The 16,600-nt window shown below is 55.5% G+C and carries 12 protein-coding genes; 4 read left to right on the top strand and 8 right to left on the bottom strand.

All coding sequences use genetic code 11. The features are described 5' to 3' along the window. The first annotated feature begins 187 nt into the window (after positions 1-187). The 4 genes from H1B37_RS14840 (at position 188) to H1B37_RS14825 (ending at position 3,148) form a co-directional block, all read left to right on the top strand. Positions 188-868: a DUF1559 family PulG-like putative transporter gene (locus H1B37_RS14840; RefSeq protein WP_182867449.1), complete on the top strand. Its 681-nt coding sequence runs from the start codon at positions 188-190 to the stop codon at positions 866-868. A 223-nt stretch (positions 869-1,091) separates the two neighbouring features. Further along, positions 1,092-2,207 (top strand): glycosyltransferase family 39 protein, encoded by a 1,116-nt coding sequence (locus tag H1B37_RS14835; protein ID WP_182867448.1) that lies wholly within the window; start codon positions 1,092-1,094, stop codon positions 2,205-2,207. After that, positions 2,204-2,569 (top strand): hypothetical protein, encoded by a 366-nt coding sequence (locus H1B37_RS14830; protein ID WP_182867447.1) that lies wholly within the window; start codon positions 2,204-2,206, stop codon positions 2,567-2,569. The genes H1B37_RS14835 and H1B37_RS14830 overlap by 4 nt, the downstream gene beginning before the upstream one ends. 87 nt (positions 2,570-2,656) lie before the next feature. Next, positions 2,657-3,148 (top strand): glycosyltransferase family 2 protein, encoded by a 492-nt coding sequence (locus H1B37_RS14825; protein WP_182867446.1) that lies wholly within the window; start codon positions 2,657-2,659, stop codon positions 3,146-3,148. 566 nt (positions 3,149-3,714) lie between these two features. On the opposite strand, the gene H1B37_RS14820 is transcribed toward H1B37_RS14825, so the two are convergent. The 8 genes from H1B37_RS14820 to H1B37_RS14785 all read right to left on the bottom strand — a co-directional run bounded on the left by H1B37_RS14820 (position 3,715) and on the right by H1B37_RS14785 (position 16,192). After that, entirely contained in the window at positions 3,715-5,532 is a 1,818-nt protein-coding gene (locus tag H1B37_RS14820; RefSeq protein WP_182867445.1) for a trypsin-like peptidase domain-containing protein, read from the bottom strand. Between the two features lie 124 nt (positions 5,533-5,656). Further along, positions 5,657-6,577, bottom strand: coding sequence for a hypothetical protein (locus tag H1B37_RS14815; RefSeq protein ID WP_182867444.1), 921 nt, complete (start codon positions 6,575-6,577; stop codon positions 5,657-5,659). After that, a complete protein-coding gene (locus H1B37_RS14810) occupies positions 6,574-7,443 on the bottom strand; it encodes a hypothetical protein (RefSeq protein ID WP_182867443.1) in 870 nt (289 codons plus the stop codon). The genes H1B37_RS14815 and H1B37_RS14810 overlap by 4 nt, the downstream gene beginning before the upstream one ends. Beyond that, on the bottom strand, positions 7,443-8,378 hold the full coding sequence (locus H1B37_RS14805; protein ID WP_220498210.1) for a MotA/TolQ/ExbB proton channel family protein: 936 nt from the start codon (positions 8,376-8,378) through the stop codon (positions 7,443-7,445). Before H1B37_RS14805 ends, H1B37_RS14810 begins: the two co-directional genes overlap by 1 nt. 9 nt (positions 8,379-8,387) lie before the next feature. Continuing rightward, entirely contained in the window at positions 8,388-9,338 is a 951-nt protein-coding gene (locus tag H1B37_RS14800) for a GYF domain-containing protein (protein ID WP_182867442.1), read from the bottom strand. Next, on the bottom strand, positions 9,335-12,337 hold the full coding sequence (locus H1B37_RS14795) for a hypothetical protein (protein ID WP_182867441.1): 3,003 nt from the start codon (positions 12,335-12,337) through the stop codon (positions 9,335-9,337). The genes H1B37_RS14800 and H1B37_RS14795 overlap by 4 nt, the downstream gene beginning before the upstream one ends. A gap of 14 nt (positions 12,338-12,351) precedes the next feature. Further along, entirely contained in the window at positions 12,352-15,036 is a 2,685-nt protein-coding gene (locus H1B37_RS14790; protein WP_220498209.1) for a GAP1-N2 domain-containing protein, read from the bottom strand. Position 15,037: 1 nt separating this feature from the next. After that, positions 15,038-16,192, bottom strand: coding sequence for a hypothetical protein (locus H1B37_RS14785; RefSeq protein WP_182867439.1), 1,155 nt, complete (start codon positions 16,190-16,192; stop codon positions 15,038-15,040). Positions 16,193-16,600 lie beyond the last annotated feature (408 nt).

The following is a 16,600-nucleotide window of genomic DNA, read 5'->3' as shown; positions in this document are numbered from 1 at the left end:
CAGGTTTTCTGATTGGAAACTCAGCACGGGAACAGCCGCCGAAGAGACGGCGACATTCCAACTGGAAGACCTTTCGAACGACAAGCAATTTGATCTGCTCAAAGTTCAAGTGAATCCCGCACATCAATACCGCATCGAGCGGATCGACTACCAATGGCGAGATGGAACACGCCCATCCACGATCATTTTGGAGTACGACGAGGAGTTCGGTGAGACGATCCCCAGCCGAATCGAGAAACGATACGTCATTAATGGCACGACGGAGTACTCACGCAGCGAGCATGTCACCCAGGCCCATTCGTTCGAACCGCCGCCAGCCGAAGTGTTTACGCTGGAGCACTACGGCGTCCCCGAAGTTGGATTCTCGACGGGCGGCGGTTGGTCATTCACCGCAATGCTAATCGGCGTTGCCCTGCTATTCCTGCTTGGTGCCTTGTATTTTGCGTACAAACAGCAACGTGAACAGGACCGGGTGGGGGCAAAGATTGCTACGCAGACGCGAGCGACCAGGGGGTTCACCCTGATCGAACTCCTTGTCGCACTGTCGATTGTTTCAATTGTGCTTGCGATCGCCCTTCCGGGTGTTCAATCGGCGCGAGAAGCGTCGCGAAAAAATACCTGTTTGAACCATGGCCGACAAATCGCGCTGGCCGCCCAATTGCATCATGCCGCTTTTCGCTGCCTCCCGTCGAACGGCGGTTTCACTCCCAACTCCATGATCACCGATAGCAACGGTCAACAAACTTTTATATCGACCGAAAATTTTTCCACGAGGACCTCCTCTCGATGGGGGATTGGTGAGCCAGGCCTCTCGCCTGATCCCAACGATGGAAAAACCAAATCGCTTCATGATTACTTCGGACACTAAGTCACCGGTTTGGGGCCTCGCGATCCTTTGTGTCATCCAGGTCAGCCTATTGGTGCTTGTTAATTTGCGGACGACGCCAACCTATGACGAATGGGGGCACTTGCCGGCTGGGCTCAGCCACTTGGAAACGGGAACGTTTCATCAGTATCGAGTCAATCCGCCACTGCCACGAATCCTAGCCGCGATACCGGTGCGTCTGCACGGCTACCGGGTAAGGGATTGGATGGTGGACGATTACCAGGCGCGGACGGAGTTCGTCCAAGCGCAAGCATTTTCACGCGACAACGGCACGGAGTCTCTGAAACTCTTTCACATCGCACGATTGTCGACTATCCCGTGGTGCGTGCTCGGTACCCTTTTGATCTGGCACATCGCCGCAACGTTGTATTCGCCCCAGGCAGGTGCAGTCGCTGCAATTCTCTGGGCCTTCTCACCGTCCATTCTTACGTTCGGGGCGACGATTGTCCCGGATGTCCCCGCTGCTGTCTGTGGGTTGCTGGTGGCAATCGTGTTTGCGCGATGGCTGGAGCGTCCCTCTTGGTCCATGACGTTCGCGTGTGGTGCGGCGGTCGGCCTCGCGTTTTCGGTGAAATTCACTTGGTTCTTGTTGCTGCCGATTCTACCGCTCACACTGCTCGCGTTACAGTTGGGTAACAATCACCTTCGCGGCTATCAGCGTTGGATCCGGCTGTGCGTTATCTTCGGCATTGCGACGACCTTCTTGCATTTAATCTACGCGGGCGACAGGACCTTCCTGTCACTCGCCCAATACCAGTTCAAATCAACAACGTTCGCATCGATCCAAGATTTCTTTGCCAATCATCCCGGGCTCCGCGTGATCGCCGGAATGCCCATCCCACTTCCCGAAAACGTACTCAAAGGCTTGGACGTCCAGAAGGCTGACTTTGAAGGAGGGCACTATCAATCCTACTTGTTCGGCCAATGGCAGTCGCGAGGTTGGTGGTACTACTATCTGGTGGGCTGGCTGATGAAAGAACCCGTTGGGCTGTGGGGGTTAGTCGCAGCTGGAGCATGGGCTCAACTTCGCGCTGCCCATCCCCTCAGCACACTTCATTGGGTCGTGTTTGCGATCACGGTTCCGGTTTTCATTGTGGTGAGCGCGGAAACGGGGTTCAACATGCACTTGCGATATGTTTTGCCAGCACTACCTGCGGTCTATTTGCTTGCCGCCGCTGCCTTCACATCAAATTCACCGACACGCAAAGTGAAGTGTTTTTTGGTCCTAGCGTTCGTCGTTGCAAGTCTGTCTGTCATGCCCCGCAGCTACAGTTTTTTTCCTATGCCTTTGGCGGGCCAAAAAACGGCTGGAAATTGTTGAGTGACAGCAATCTGGACTGGGGGCAAGATCTGTACAGCCTGATTGATTGGCAAAAACGCAACCCAGACAAACGTCCCCTTCATGTCCTTTACTCAACCGACATGATCAACCTTTCTCGGCTCGGGGTGCAAGCCGATTCGCAATCAACCGACCAACTCGCACGTTCGACGGAAGGGTATGCGCCGCTCCGCGCAGGTTGGTGGGCCGTGTTCGCCCAGCCCTACTCCCGACCAGAGGGCCAGTGGTTTCGCACCCACACGCCTGCAGAGCAACCCTCACCAACGCTGAGGATTTTCTATGTGACGGACGAAATGATTCTCTCGCCTGCACGTCGTTCACAAAAGTCGAAGAAGGAACAGTAGCGGAACGCGGTTTATGGTTCTCCGTCGTCCGCATTCATGCGTCTAAATTTATGCGTTATCGCTGACACCAATCGGTTGGATTCGTTGATGCCTGAACTGTCCGTGATTATCTCCGTCTACAACGAGCGTGGAACGATCGAACAGGTTTTGTCACAGTTCCCGAAATCGGGCTTATCGGATTACGAACTGATTGTAGTCGATGACGGATCCAGCGATGGAACAACAGAGTTCCTCAAAGCGCACCAAGATAAACGCACACGCGTGATTCTTCGGTCACAAAATGGTGGAAAAACCTCGGCCGTTCGCGCGGGTCTGGAACACGCTACAGGTAAATCAAGAGCAGAAGCTTTAAAGTCGCTCGAGATGCGTAAGCGTTCTATCTGCCCAGGTGTCGCTTCCTGGCCCGGGCGGCCGGCGACTGCTTTTCACCAATCCGAAGATTCATCGGAACGGTGTGGCGTAGTAGCCGCAGTGGCTGTGTCGGCGTGTCAACATTATGGGATGCGTGACCAACGCAACGGCGCCGCAGACATTGATCACCACCGCAGTCCAAAATCACGCTTCGTGTTTGTGGCCTAACCGATGCGCCGGCAGCAGCTTCAAACGTCTTCAGCACGCAGTTCATCGGCGCTGCCCCGGATACTGCGTTTTGATCTCACTGGGGTGTCTCTGAGTTCCATTTCCGCTCGACTCCCAAGCGATCGCGCGAATTGTGGTCAACGGATTCAGTCTTTTGCTAAAAGAATGAACCGCTGGATCACACCTCGCAAGTCACGTTCGCCAGGCGTCCTTCGATCCGCCATGTGCCACAAGAGTTCAAGACGCTGCAGCGTTTGGATCGCTGATGAACTACGGCCAGTGGATTCTCGAAGCTGGCGATAGCTTTGCACGCCAAAGCGTCTGCCACTTGGGCTGTGCAAATCGCAGGGAGCCGATCTGACGTCACCACAAAACGTCGAGATCACCATCCCCGGTTTGCTGGGCGTATTCGAGGTGATCGCACAGGTCAGCAACCGCTTCAACATCGGAACCCGCTTTGCCATCACACCACCCTTGCCTCGCGGCGACGCACTCGACGTTATTGTGTGGTCAAGCCGGGTGTTGTGGGCGGAAAATCAAGACCGACAATTTTCTCTTGTCGGTGATCAGCGAATATTTCCGGTACCACCGCACGCCGGACACGCGACTTTTCCGAGTTTACAACGAGGGCAGTCCCGCTTAAAGGTTTTGGGAGCGGTAATCGGGCTACCATCAAGCGAGCGGCCAACAATGACCACTTGGCGAACGCTGGTCTTTCCCTTGATACAATTCGGACAGGTGACGTACGTTCTGCCTCCACACCACAAACAACAATCATCAGCTATCAAGGAATACTGAGTCGCCGTTCGACCACCGCCGTATGATCCGCTTGCCGAACGGTCCGACGACGAGGAAAGACGAACGGACTTGTAACAATGCACCATCATGACCGCTTCGCGACAGGCTTCAATCGTGTCGGCAAATGTCGCGTAGGCTGCCGAGATCGGGCCAGGAAGTTCGATACCGCAGGCTTTAGCGAACTTGGCAGCGTCCATGGGCAGCACGGCGTAGTTTCGGACTTCATTTTGATGGTCTGTCGCGTAATTAACCCCCACGACTTGACCGGAAAGATCGACACACGGACCGCCGCTATTTCCAGGTTCAACGGTCGCGGTATGCAGCATGCTCTTCCCATCGGTCATGAACTTGCTGATGCTACCGCGATTGGACATCAGCGATGGCTCGTAACGCCCAGGGAGCGGGTATCCCAGTGCAACGATTTCTTCTTCCTGTCGGGGATTGCTTTCGCGGATTGGCATCGGATCGATATCGAGCGGCCGGTCAAGCTTCAAGATTGCCAGATCAATGTGGGCATCTGTGCTGACAGCCAGTACCGTTGCCTTGACTTCCAATCCTTGATCGTTGGTCAACAAAAACGCTTCAACGTCTTTGACGACATGACGGTTGGTCATCGCGTGATGGGGAGTTAACAAGAACGCACTACCCGAACTGACCAGACTCAGGTCATCGAGATTGACCGGAGCGGTATTGCCGGACGTTTCCATGGAATCATCACCCGGGTCGTCCGATGAATCCGTGCTTGCAGGATTCATCTCAAAGCGAAACGGATCATGAGCGAAGGTGTATAGCAATCGACTCTGGACCGGTGGTCCGGGTTCGGGATCGCCAAGTCCGATCACGGTCGAGAGCGTGTGACCGGCACCCCCGAGATCAATCTTGGTCGACAGCAGCAGCGATGCGTTGTGGTGTGCGGCGAAAGACAAGGTCCCCGGTGTGGCTTCGCCAGACAGTTTGAGAAAATTGGCGAAGCCTTCGGCACTGCCGTTGCGAGCCGCGACAACGGCTTGGTTGTTGTAGACAGAGGCGAGCGTTTTAGCGTGAACACCGGGGAAATGCTGTTGAACTTTCTTGATCGCCGTAATGGCTCGCTGGTTGATCCGTATCGCTTCCTTGATCTCCGCTTCCTTTCGCGTTTGAACCGGCTTGAGACCGCCGAGGTAGAAGTCCGAGACGACCCCTTCGGGCGACGACTTGCTGATTGCTTCGAGGGCCGTCATCAACGAAGCGTCTCGCAAATTATCGGTTTCAAGTTGCGAAGCAATCTGGCGAGCTTGAATGGCCGATTGGCGAATAATGTCGCAAGCTTCTATGTAGTCGCGGTCCGCTGCGCTGAGCTTGTTTCTTGGTAGCACGACGGTCCGTTTGCCGGCGTCAAGTTTGACGGCAGTTTCGTCGAAGTCAACCATTTGAGCGTCGACCGAATACCGGCCACTCACGTCGGTCCAAGTACGCTGCTGAGACAGGTTTTGTGCCGACGTCGGGCTCGCCATTACCACCGAGAAAGCGAGCCATATCGTGATGTAGTGACGCAAGGATCGCTTGATAATTTGAGACGGTTCAATGATGACAGGGTGACGGGGCATGCCGGGGCCTTCGGGTGTGCGGCGCCCTCCTCAACCGGGCGGGGCGTGTTGTGCAGAGTCTAGAGACTGTTGGACCGTTTAGCAAACGTGGAAGTTTGGAGAGCGCGCTTGATTCCTGTCAGCCCTATTGAACCCGGTTTCGGCCGTTGCCATAAAAGACTTGGAGCGGTTCGCCATCGCCTTGAACCCATAGTTCGTAGTTCATACCGAACGATTTGAATGCGTCGCGGACCGGTCCGAAATGGTGATAACTGTCAGGGTAGACGGCGATAATCAGCGTGCTGTCTTTGCGTGACAGACGACGGGCGGTTTCGCGAATGGCGATAATCGACTTCTCGCTGCCCAAGGTGATCCCTTTGCCGAAGCGCGGCTTGATTTCGTAACCGTCTGACCCCGACCCGGGGATCGGTACGGAAACGACGTGTTTGTTGAAGAATTCGCCTTGGTCGTCGTCTGGCGACGCGACCAGGAACAGTTCTTCGCGAGAAAGTAAAATGATACCGCGTGATCCCGCACCCTGGCGTTCGAGCGGAACCTGCATCGTCTTTGCCTTTTTTGCTCGAACGACTTGCCATTCGGCTTTCGTGGTTGCTAGCTCTATGGTTACTTCTTCGAGTTCACTCTCAGCTTGTTCCACTTGGTCGGGAATCGCGGCAGTTTCCGCGGTGATGTCGATCAACTTTTCACCAAGCTCCTGCCGCCGCTCGACGAGATGTTTTTCGGCCGCAGAAACGTCCTTCAGTTCTTCGCTGCGATCAACGATCTCGGCTACGTTGGAGTCGATTGGGGCTTCGGGCAACGCGTCACGAACGTTTTGCAAATCGCGTAAGCGGCTCTGTTGATGAGTGAGTTCAAGCTCCAAAGTTCGCATCATCAACGGCGTGACCGGATGTTCGGTCGTTTCCGTGCCGCTCGGGTCATGACGGATTTTCGCCAGGAGTGCCACCAAGATGGCCAAGAATACGATGCCCCCGAACGTGTTGCAAATCGTGTCAAGGAACAAGTCGAAACTATCGCCTTGATTGGATACGCGGCGTTTCATCATTCACCCAATTCGAATAGCAGCTGAATGTCCGCGTCTCCACCGATGACATCAAATCCATAACGAATGGACGTGGGGAGATAATGATAGCCGAACAATGAGGAACCATGCGTTGAATCGAAGTATTCTCGCAAGGTATGAAAATCTTTCGCACCTCCGGGCGCGACCAAAACCATGTAGTGAGACTTACGAGCGTCACGCTGTTTGATCGCGTTGATCAAATCTTTGATTCCTACAAACGCGCGATTGGTCTCACGATCGCCCTCCCGCATCGAAATGCGTGTCGCCTTAGTGGGATGCTCACCTATACGCACGATGACCAAGGCGCGTCCGTCTCGCAGTCTGTCGTTGTAAAGTGGGGTCTTGTTGCCTGCAAGCTTTTGGGTGCGAGTTTTAAATTCGGCGACCTGCGATGAAACCCGCCGATTTTCCGCTTCGATCTTCCGAGTCGCGGCGTCCGCTTGGAGTCGGGCGGATTGGTACCTCGACTCGGCGTCCTCGAGTTGTCGCTCGACGGCGGCGATCTGTGCGGCGAGCTGTTCGTTGCGACGTTGTTGTTCTTTGATTCGCTCGAGCAGTTGTTCCTCCGTCACGGTCGCTGACATCGCGATCGCCTGATTCTCTGTTTGTTGACGCTGCCGCATTTGTTGTAGTTGGCCTTCGATTGCATCAGCGTCGGCTCGGGTCTGGTCAATGACTCGCGTAACCGCGGCGGCGTCTCCTGCGGGAGTGCGCGAAGCTGCGTCGACCTTTTCAAGCAATTCCAAGACCATAATCAACGTGATCAGGATGAAGATCCCGACCACGGCGGTGATGATGTCTTGAAAGGCAAAGAACGATATCCCGGGGCCGCTGATTTTTCGACGCATCAATCCCCCATCTCGGAAGCCGCGACCGGCACGCGCGATGATGATGACGACGGCGGATTCAATTCCGGCGGGGCGTCCTGACGGTCTTGCGTGATGTCGTCGGCCCGCATGCGGGAAACGATTTGGTTGAGGCAGTAATCTTGGCACTGATCCAAGAACTCCTCTTCGGCCTTCTTCTGCACCGTAATCCAAAGCTGCAAGAATAACGCGATGACCAACGCGACCAACGTCGTCTCGAACGCCGTCGATAGTCCGCCGGTCACCTCACGCAGCGAACCGATGATCCCCGCCACGTCACTGTCGTCTGTCAACAGGGAGGAGAAATTGCCAATCGCGCCTGCAAGCCCCAGGACGGTTCCGATAAACCCTAACACCGGGATCGCCCACAGGAAGCCGGAAAGCATTCCAAATGACGTCGCCGAAGCCGATTCGTCGCGATCAGCCATTGTTTGCAGCACCTCATCGACGTCGCCGATGCGCCCCAGATTTTTCAAGCTCGACAGGGCGATCAAGATTCTCCGAAAGACGAGGAATTGGTCGGGGAAGTCTGCGATAGCATGGATCGTAGTTAGCACGTCGGGGGCGGTCTGGCGGGTGAGCACGAAGCGTTGGTTTTCCGGCACAACGGGGCGGTCTAACGCACGGCGTTGGACCGAGAGTTTCATGCGTTTGAAGATCAATATCACAACCGTCCAAAAACCCAATAACACCGCAGCGTATTGCGTTGGTCCGCGATCCATCATCATCGATCGGAAGGGGCTCACGGGCAGCGATGAAAGAACACCAAAGAATGCCACGGTCAGGATCAACGCGATTAAACCGCAGAACGCGGTACGAACGGACGTCCCCGCTGAGGGCGATAAGCCGAACAACGCTTCGGGGTCGCCTCGGCGGACGGACAAACGCTCGGGCGAAGGCGAACTGGACGGTTGCATCGGCTGACTCTAAGTCGCTTGGGCAATGGTGAACAACAAAAAGATTGCAAAGACGATTTGATTGGCGACGATGAACGCTGTTGATAGTCCGGCAAACAACCAGACGCGGTGTTCGTGCCGGGCGACGGCGACGGGGTCTTCCGATCCGCGTCGACGGTTCATCATTGAGAGCAGCTTGGTCATTTCGACGGCCGCCATCAGCAGCAAGCTGGCGAAGACCAGTGAGCTAACGGCCCATAGTGCAACCAAGCCGACGCTTCCAACGCGCCTAATAACCACCGCGGTGTAGATTTGAAAGAGCCCCACAGCGAACGATTCGGCTGCGAATATGTAGGTGATGACACAAACCGTCAGCATCCAAAACAAGCGTCGCGAATGCAAATCACGCAGCGCATAACCGCCATCGCCCGGATCGGTTGCGGCTGAGGACGACGCGAAGTTCGGCACGACGTTCGACGCCGGATCGCCGGTCCCGGATGACGGAAACGATACCAGTGCGGCCGGCAATACTTCGCGGGCGGGCGTCCAATCTTGCATGCCACTGCGCCAAACGAGCGTTTGGGCATTGATGTGTCCTTCGCTGATCCACCTTCCCAATGTATGCTCGTCGAAAGGACCCTGTCGATCACCGTCGATGGCGAAGTACCAATCACCCGCCGCGGCGTCACCCGCACTGGCGGAATCCGAAGGCGGGCTGGAAACACCGACAGCCTTAGGAGGGTTGGGGGCTTTGGCGATGGCGTCATCGATCGTTGATGCCGACTCGACGGGGCCTTGTTGATTCAATTGCCACTGATCGATCCTCTGCCATTGATTGTTTCCGGCCGGGCTAATTTCATCCTTGGGGCCCAATTTTTGCCGCGCGATCATGCGATCGATCTGGGATCGGCTAAAAGGACCGAGACGACGTCCCTGACGACGGATCTGGAATTTTTCTTCGGCATCAGTGGTGGAACTCATCGTGACACGCTCACCAATGAATAAGAGTCGCGGGGCAGATTTAAAGCCACAGGCGTTTCGATTCCGCTGGTGAGGAAAATCGGTTCCCCGGCGGTCATGGTGATTGATGAGTCGGTCACTTTTATTTGGCCCTCTTCGAATTTTCCGATGGGAATCCATTGGCACTTGAGCGGATCGGTCACATCGCGGCGAACGACCATCAAGAATCCCGACCGCAAAGATTCTCTCGGTTCCCAGTAGTGAACGACCCGCGTGGACGCCGGATTGCTCAACTTGGACCTGCCAACAACGTCCCATATCCCAATCGGTCGGATACGCATTCGTGCCATTGTTTTCAGCTCGTGGCGTGGGTCGTGATGGCCGCGATAAATCGCGGCCAAAGCCGGCATGATCTTCTGGACGATTAAATCGGTTGGCCGGACCGAACGCGCCGCCGGCCGATACCAATCGTCCCAAGCCGCCCGGCGGGCGACGAGGGAAAGGTGGATCTTGGCGAATTGATCCCTGGCCGCCGAACCTTCCATGATCTTTTCAATCGCTTGAGCCAATAAGATCTCTTTAACGGTCGCATCGAGTTTTTCGCGATGACACAGGTCGGCTAGCCACTTAAGCATTAGGCCGTCCCAATTGGCCAAGGCATCGGCGCGGGCCGCTTTCCACTTCGCCTTCAGCGTAGCGACGCTAGCGGCCGGTTCCAGTTCGATCACCAGCGGCGTGTCGAGCGTTTCCTGTTCGATTGCACCGTCGCCAGTTTGGATGACTTCGACCCGCGAGAGCAATTTTTGGTTGGCGCCGATCGAGAATTTATCTCGCTCGCTGTCGTAGTAGTTCTTGTAGATATAGACCCGTTCTCCCTGGCCGTCCTTCTGCGTTACGGAGATGATTTGCGAAAATAGTGACCGATCCAGAAAGCTCTCGAACTGATCCAAAATCGCCCGCCGATTTTCGGCCTGATCGATACAAGACCGCACTGATGCCGGAATTTCAAACGGCGGTGTGACACAGACATTGAAAAATTCTTCGCCGGACTCCGCTGCGATCGAAACCGATTCTGGGTCAAGTTGTTTGGCAAAGACGTCCTGCACCCGGCGGACGTGCGAATTCCAAAGCTCTGCCGTTTGCCAGAACTCGGCTGAATCGAGCGTTTGACCAAACGCTTCGGATTTTCGATCAAGGGGAAGTTTAGAGACGAAATCTTCCATCCGTGATTTCAAGTTCGGCAATGATCGGGCAGCTAGCAGATCTTCCATCGCGTCGGCGGACTGAACGAGCGCCAATCCCTGCTCCTTCATGCGGGTCTTCAACGCGTCGATGCGTCGGATCTGGTTTTCTCCCTCCTGTTTCGCTGAAAGGCTGGCGTAGGAAAACTCGGCGAGGCTACGATTAATCCTGTCGGTCAATTCGTCAAGCTTGTCGGCCCCTTCGCGCAGATCATCAAGTGCGAATTCGTCGAGCGTGCTTTGGGATTGTTGGGTCACGATGTCGCCGGTTTCTCTAAGCGCACCGATCAAGGATTCAGTGTGATTCTTTCGTCGGTTGTTGGCGAAACGTTCGTATCGGTCGCGTTGTTTCAGAATGCGAAGTTTTTCGTCGTCGGTGGTCGCTTGCGCTTCCAATCGAGATAGTGCCGATGGCTCAAGTGCCTGGTCGTCGACGGCTTCTAATTCGACCATCTGTTGAGCGAAACGTGCCCTCCTCTCCTTTTCACTTTGCGTCATCGATTGATGCAGGACAATCAGTTCAGCCACAATCGGATCCGATGCCAGTTCGGGTTGCGATCGCCGGACCGCTTCGATGAACTGATTCGCTTCGTCCACGGCTCCGGAATCCAAGAGCCGGCGAAGTTGACCGGACACCGTAGCGACCTTCTCAGCGTAACTTCGCCGGATTTGCCACGTCACCAGGAGACCGATCAACAGCAGTGTCGCAACCGCCACGCCTCCGACGGCGAATTGGAATTTTCGTTTTCCACGGGTTTTTAGGTCGTCGATCGTCGCCCGGTATCGATTGAACAATTCCGGCGGCAGCGGTTCGTCGAACGTGATCGCTTTTTGGTACGCGGATTCAATTTGCGAAACGGTAGCGTTGGTACGATCCATCGTGTTTTCGAGCACCGCGATAGCCGAATGCCGCGCCGCGACGCGTTGCTTTTCGGCAGTCAACTCGGCGACATACTCCAGTCCCGGGCGCGCGATCAGTTCGGCTTCAGCAGCGACCGATGACGGACCGAATTGCTCAACGATTTTGTCCCGTAGCGTACCGTAGCGGACCGCCGCCTGACAGGCTCCCGCTTCGTCGAATTGGCCCATGGATTCCTTAATCGCGCCGGCAGCGATGATCAACTCTTTTTGCTTTTCTGCCAAACGCAGTTGTTGGATATGGCGATTGACTGCTGTCTGCAACGAGGCTGGCGGAGCGGTCTGCCAAGTTTCAGCGAGTTCCTTTTTCAATAACATCAACTTCGCCATGTCGTCGGACTGAATGGCTTGTTGGACGTCGGCGGAAAGCTCTTTCAACCTCGCGTTCTCGTGCGTGTCGATGTCATCAAGCCAGTGGGGGCTGGTCGGGTCGGCCGCGGCTATCGCCCGAAGCGTTCGCAGTCGCCAGACCAATGGCGCGCGAGCTAAGACGAGTTTGCGATGACGCCTGAGCAACCCGTCGATCGATTGCAACTCGAGCATCGCGTCACCAAGCAATTCGATTGCTTCGGTATCGACGACTGAGATGGGAGGAAGGTCATAAAGTTCTACTAATTCCATCAGCTCATCGAGCCGCGGGATGGATAGCTCGTTAGCTCGATCGATCAACGAGGGCGACGAACCGATAATCGCCATTGCCTCGCTGCGGAGTCCGCGACGGACCAAATCGACGGCATCGCCGAGTTTCTTATTTACGATCGACAGTTCAGCTTCGTATAGCTCAAGGATCTCGCGAACATCTTCTTCGGAGATACTGTGGCTGTCGAGTAGTCGATTGACGCGACGGGTGATGGCGGACATGAATGGCTCAGTCGTTATTCTTTGGGTGGTGGGCCATAGACCAATTCTGGAATGAAGAACAATTCGTAAGTTTCGATGGTCTCAAACGAGGACTGTCCCAAACGACTTCCCGAAGCGTTGCCAAAAACGAGGGTTCCTTCGAAATCCAACAAGCCGGTGTTGGTTTTGAGTTGACGGTAGTCGTCCCGAAGCATTTCAAGGTTCTTAATGTGCGATTCGATCTTACTTCCGATCGGCACGTCCGGCGTTACGAATCTCGTAAAGACTTCCGCGATGTTTGATTTGATCGATCGCAAATCTTCCGCCGTTGTACCAGTTTGTTCAATGTACAAGTCGTCGAGTTCCTTGGCGGGTGATTGGGTAAATAACTGTTTCATTTGCTTCACAGCGTTATTCCACCTTTGAACTTTTTTTTGCTCATCCTCGTCATTTAAAAATTGCCTGCGAAATTGATTTATTTCGCTATTGACCTTGGCCCAGTTGGCTTCGAATGTTGCTTGAAGACTTCCGCTCGACTCGAAAGCCTTATCTTGTTGTTTGACGAATCGGTCGAGCTGCTGCAGCATCGGATGCAGCTTGCGCATAGCCGGCGGGATTGTCCTCGGATTGAGTTTCAAGATGACTCCAGAATCACCACGCATGACTGCGAGCCATCCTTCATATCTCCCAGGCAGCTTCACGTCATCGCTCGATTGGCTCAGCGGAATTGGCCTGCTGTCGTCAACACTCAATCGATCGATAGCTTGAAGATTGTTCGGGCTCAAAACGATCTCGCAGCGTGGCTTGATCTGAAGCCGATCCTCGTGGCGCCTGGAGTTGCCATCGAAGTAGATAGCCAGGCGATGCGAATCGCGACGGCGTTTGAGATCAGCAGCCAACTTCTCATGCAACGAATCCAGTTTCTCTTCGATCGAGGCGGCGAGTTGATTGTTTTCAGCCGATCGTTCTTTATATCGATCCAATAGGCTGGTCATTGACTGTTGCAGGTGCCTCTCCGCGGTCGCGCGAACCTTCTTGATCGTTTGATCGACCTTGAGTCTATTAGAAACCAACAGGACTAGTTCTGGCTGTTTCCCTTTTTCGTGTTCCCACTTTTTTGCTTCGCGATTCCACGCTTTCAGCTCGCTGGCCAGACGCTCCCGTTGGTCTCGAAGATCTTTCAAAGTTCGATGTTTCTTCAACGTGTCGACGTCATTCTTTCGGGTGTCAATGAAACGGGTAAGTTGTTCCATACTGTCGTCGGCTCGTACCCATGTGGCCAATTGATCTTCGGTTGGCTGTAGGGAAAGTTCCTTGAGCTGTTTCTTTTGTTCGGCGAGCACTTGCAGATCGTCTTCAATTTCGTTGGAAAACTTGGTGATGGAGTTTTCGTGGTCGTCGCTCAAGAAGGCTTCGGCGGCGAGTATTTTCTTAGCGAGTTCTTCGCGCGATTGCCGATCCGTTTCGTCAGCATTTTTCCGCTCGCCGCCTTTATCATTGATCTTGGCATCCTCCGCCGACTCGGGTTCCATATCGGGTTCCGGCTCTAACTCGACGTCGGGTTCCGGCAGAACCTTCGTGGAAACGTCCACATCGGGTAAGTTCTCGATACCGGCCGCAGCGTTCAGTTCGGCCAGCAAGACGTCTGAATCGTCCTGTAAAAAAAACATCGCGGCAGCCCCGCCGAGGCACAGCAGCACCACCACCGCGATGGCGAGGAGAGTCCAGGCATGGTTTTCAGTCGGCGAAGCTTTCGGTTGGAACGGCGGCGGGAGGGTGGCCAGGATGGGTTGCGGTGGTGATACCGGCAACTCGGGTCCTTTCGCATCGGAAACGGGCGTTTGAAGGGTAGGTTGAAGGATCTCCGTTTGCCCGTGAGTCGATGCGGCTGGCACGGCGGCCGGACGGACAATTTCGGGCAGAGCGAGACGTCCCGAACGGGCAGCGTCGACCAGCGGACCAGGCGGCGGAGTGCCCAAGTTCCCGGAGGCTAAATCAAGTTTCATCGCCGAGCGTGGTAGCGCTAATGCCTCGGGGGAACCCGCGACCAAGCAACGCAAGCGACAATCGACTCCCGGCGGCAACTCGCTGGTGTGGGTGGAAAAGGTGGCGTTCCAACGCTTCGGCTCGGGAAGCAGGCAAATCGCTTCGTCAACCAAGGCCAACAATTCGGCGTTTTGATCGGGCCGGTAAATCAAATAGAGTGGGGCACCGGGAGTTTGGCTATCGAAGACCGAAGCAACCGTCCCCGCCCATCCGGCGTCGCCACTTTGTTCGGCCCAGGTTTGGGCGATCCGGGGTGGAGAGTCGGCCTGCGGAATCGTTTTCGGCTCGGGAATCTTCCGAACCTCACCATCCCAAGTCTCAATGGCGAAACCCGGTTGACGCAGCACCGCGGCTGGCCCACCAACGGCCCGGTCGGCCGCGGCAACTATGACATGATGAGCGATCTTGTTGGTTCGGCCGGTATAATCCGGCGGCGATTCGGCGATCCTCGACAGTACATTGACCGGTCGTCCGGCCACCTTTATTTGCACGTGCATGTAGTTGATCGGAGAAGGCCCTTGCGTATCGGCGGGGTGATACGCCGACAGACTTTCCAGCGGCCCGATCAGCCCGGCCGGCATGCTTTCGGACATTGCGACCGTACAGAATCCGCGGCTCCCTGGGCGGAGACCTCGCGGCGCGGACGTATAAACCAATTCGCTACTATTGGACATGCTATTCCGGACCCGCCGTGTCTTGTTTTCGGTGTCCCACGTCGATCAGTCCGCGGAACCGTCGAGCGAGCAAATAGATCAAGCTGACCTCGGCCCATTGCGGCTGGATGTCTTTGGGGCGGATGCCCAGCTGTCCGCTCTCGGGGTCCACTTCCGGTCGCCGCCCGGTCGCGGAGACCGGCATGTAGATCACCTCGCTGCTGACCGTCGCCGCCGCCGCAGTCAATTCAGGACAGGTTCGACGCAGCAGATCGCGAAGGTTGCCGGAAGTTTGAAGAATCCGGTCTTCGTCGACCGCTTCACGGTCGCGATTAACATTACCGAAAGGCGGATCGGTCGTTATGTCCGGCAGTAGTTTTTTCCAAGCGTCCCATTTGGTCACCAAAACGACCAACGTCGCACCGATCTTTTCGTCTTCTCGCATCCCGGCTTTTTGGCGGACCCGGTTGATCGCTTCGAGCAAGATGCTGTCTTGGCGGATCGTCTGCCCGCCCGAACGTCCCGCCCCAGTCATTTGTGGATCGTTGCTCATCCCTGCGCATGCCGCGCGAAATCGAGGGTCCTGCGTCGGATCGAAGCAAAACAGCAACGCTTCACTGCGTGCCAAGTGACCGGTGACCGGTCCGGTCGATTCATCGGCGCCGGGCAAAAACGATTCGCCTGCGTTGTCATAAAGGCAAAGCACCCTCGACAGGGTCGCTCTCTTGTCCTCGTTTGGATGGCCTTCGCCGGGAGTGAGCGTAAACAGGAACGGGCGCGGAAGATTGACGGCTCGGTCGGCCATTTGAACGCGGTTGTACAACGTCCCTTGCTCTTCAGTCTTGGGAAGCCACGTCAATTGGTCAGGGCTACTGGAGAGGAACTGACGTTCCTCGTACTCGATCAACCTAGCATTCATCGCGGCGTCGGCGTCGGTCAGCAGCATCTGAAACCGCTCGGCCATCGACCGCCGTGCCTGCCAAATCATTGAAGCGAGCAGATAGCTCTTGCCGCTGCCCGGCGCTCCGAGGATAGAAAAGAAAGCCACGGGGATTTCGAACAAACGACGCGGAATCTTCAGGTGACATTGCGGGCAACCGGTTTCGGTAGCCTCGGATCCTTCGGGATCGATCGCCCGGTTGTCGGGCGTGAACCGCGAGGGAAGAAATCGCCGCAACTCGCTTTCACCAAGTTTTTCGTCACCATAGAGCGACGCGTGCGTGGCGATCCAAACTGCGTCTTCAGAAGCGAACTCTGCCCAGCAATGAGGGCATACAACTTTTTCAAGCAGCCGCAGAGACGACGGACTCGAAGAAGGCGAAGCGGAGTTCATGTTTTGGACTGGCGGTGACTGGTTGCAAGGCTTCTTTGTTTAAAGCCCGACGCGGAAGCGTCTATCGTATTCGTATAGAGGGATTACCATATCACTTGCCTAAGTGACGAACAACTGGACCCATTGAATGAATAAGCGGCACATCAGCCTTGGATTGACGACCCGCAATCAATAGGCACTTTGGTGGTCGGGCGCACCTGATTGTTACTATGCGGAGCCGCGACACAAATCATCCGCACCACTATAGAATTG

It is taken from the genome of Stieleria mannarensis (genome assembly GCF_014154935.1).
GTDB classification, from domain to species: Bacteria; Planctomycetota; Planctomycetia; order Pirellulales; family Pirellulaceae; genus Stieleria; species Stieleria mannarensis.
Note: the sequence above shows the minus strand (reverse complement) of the source record. Positions and strands in the feature narration are given on the sequence as shown.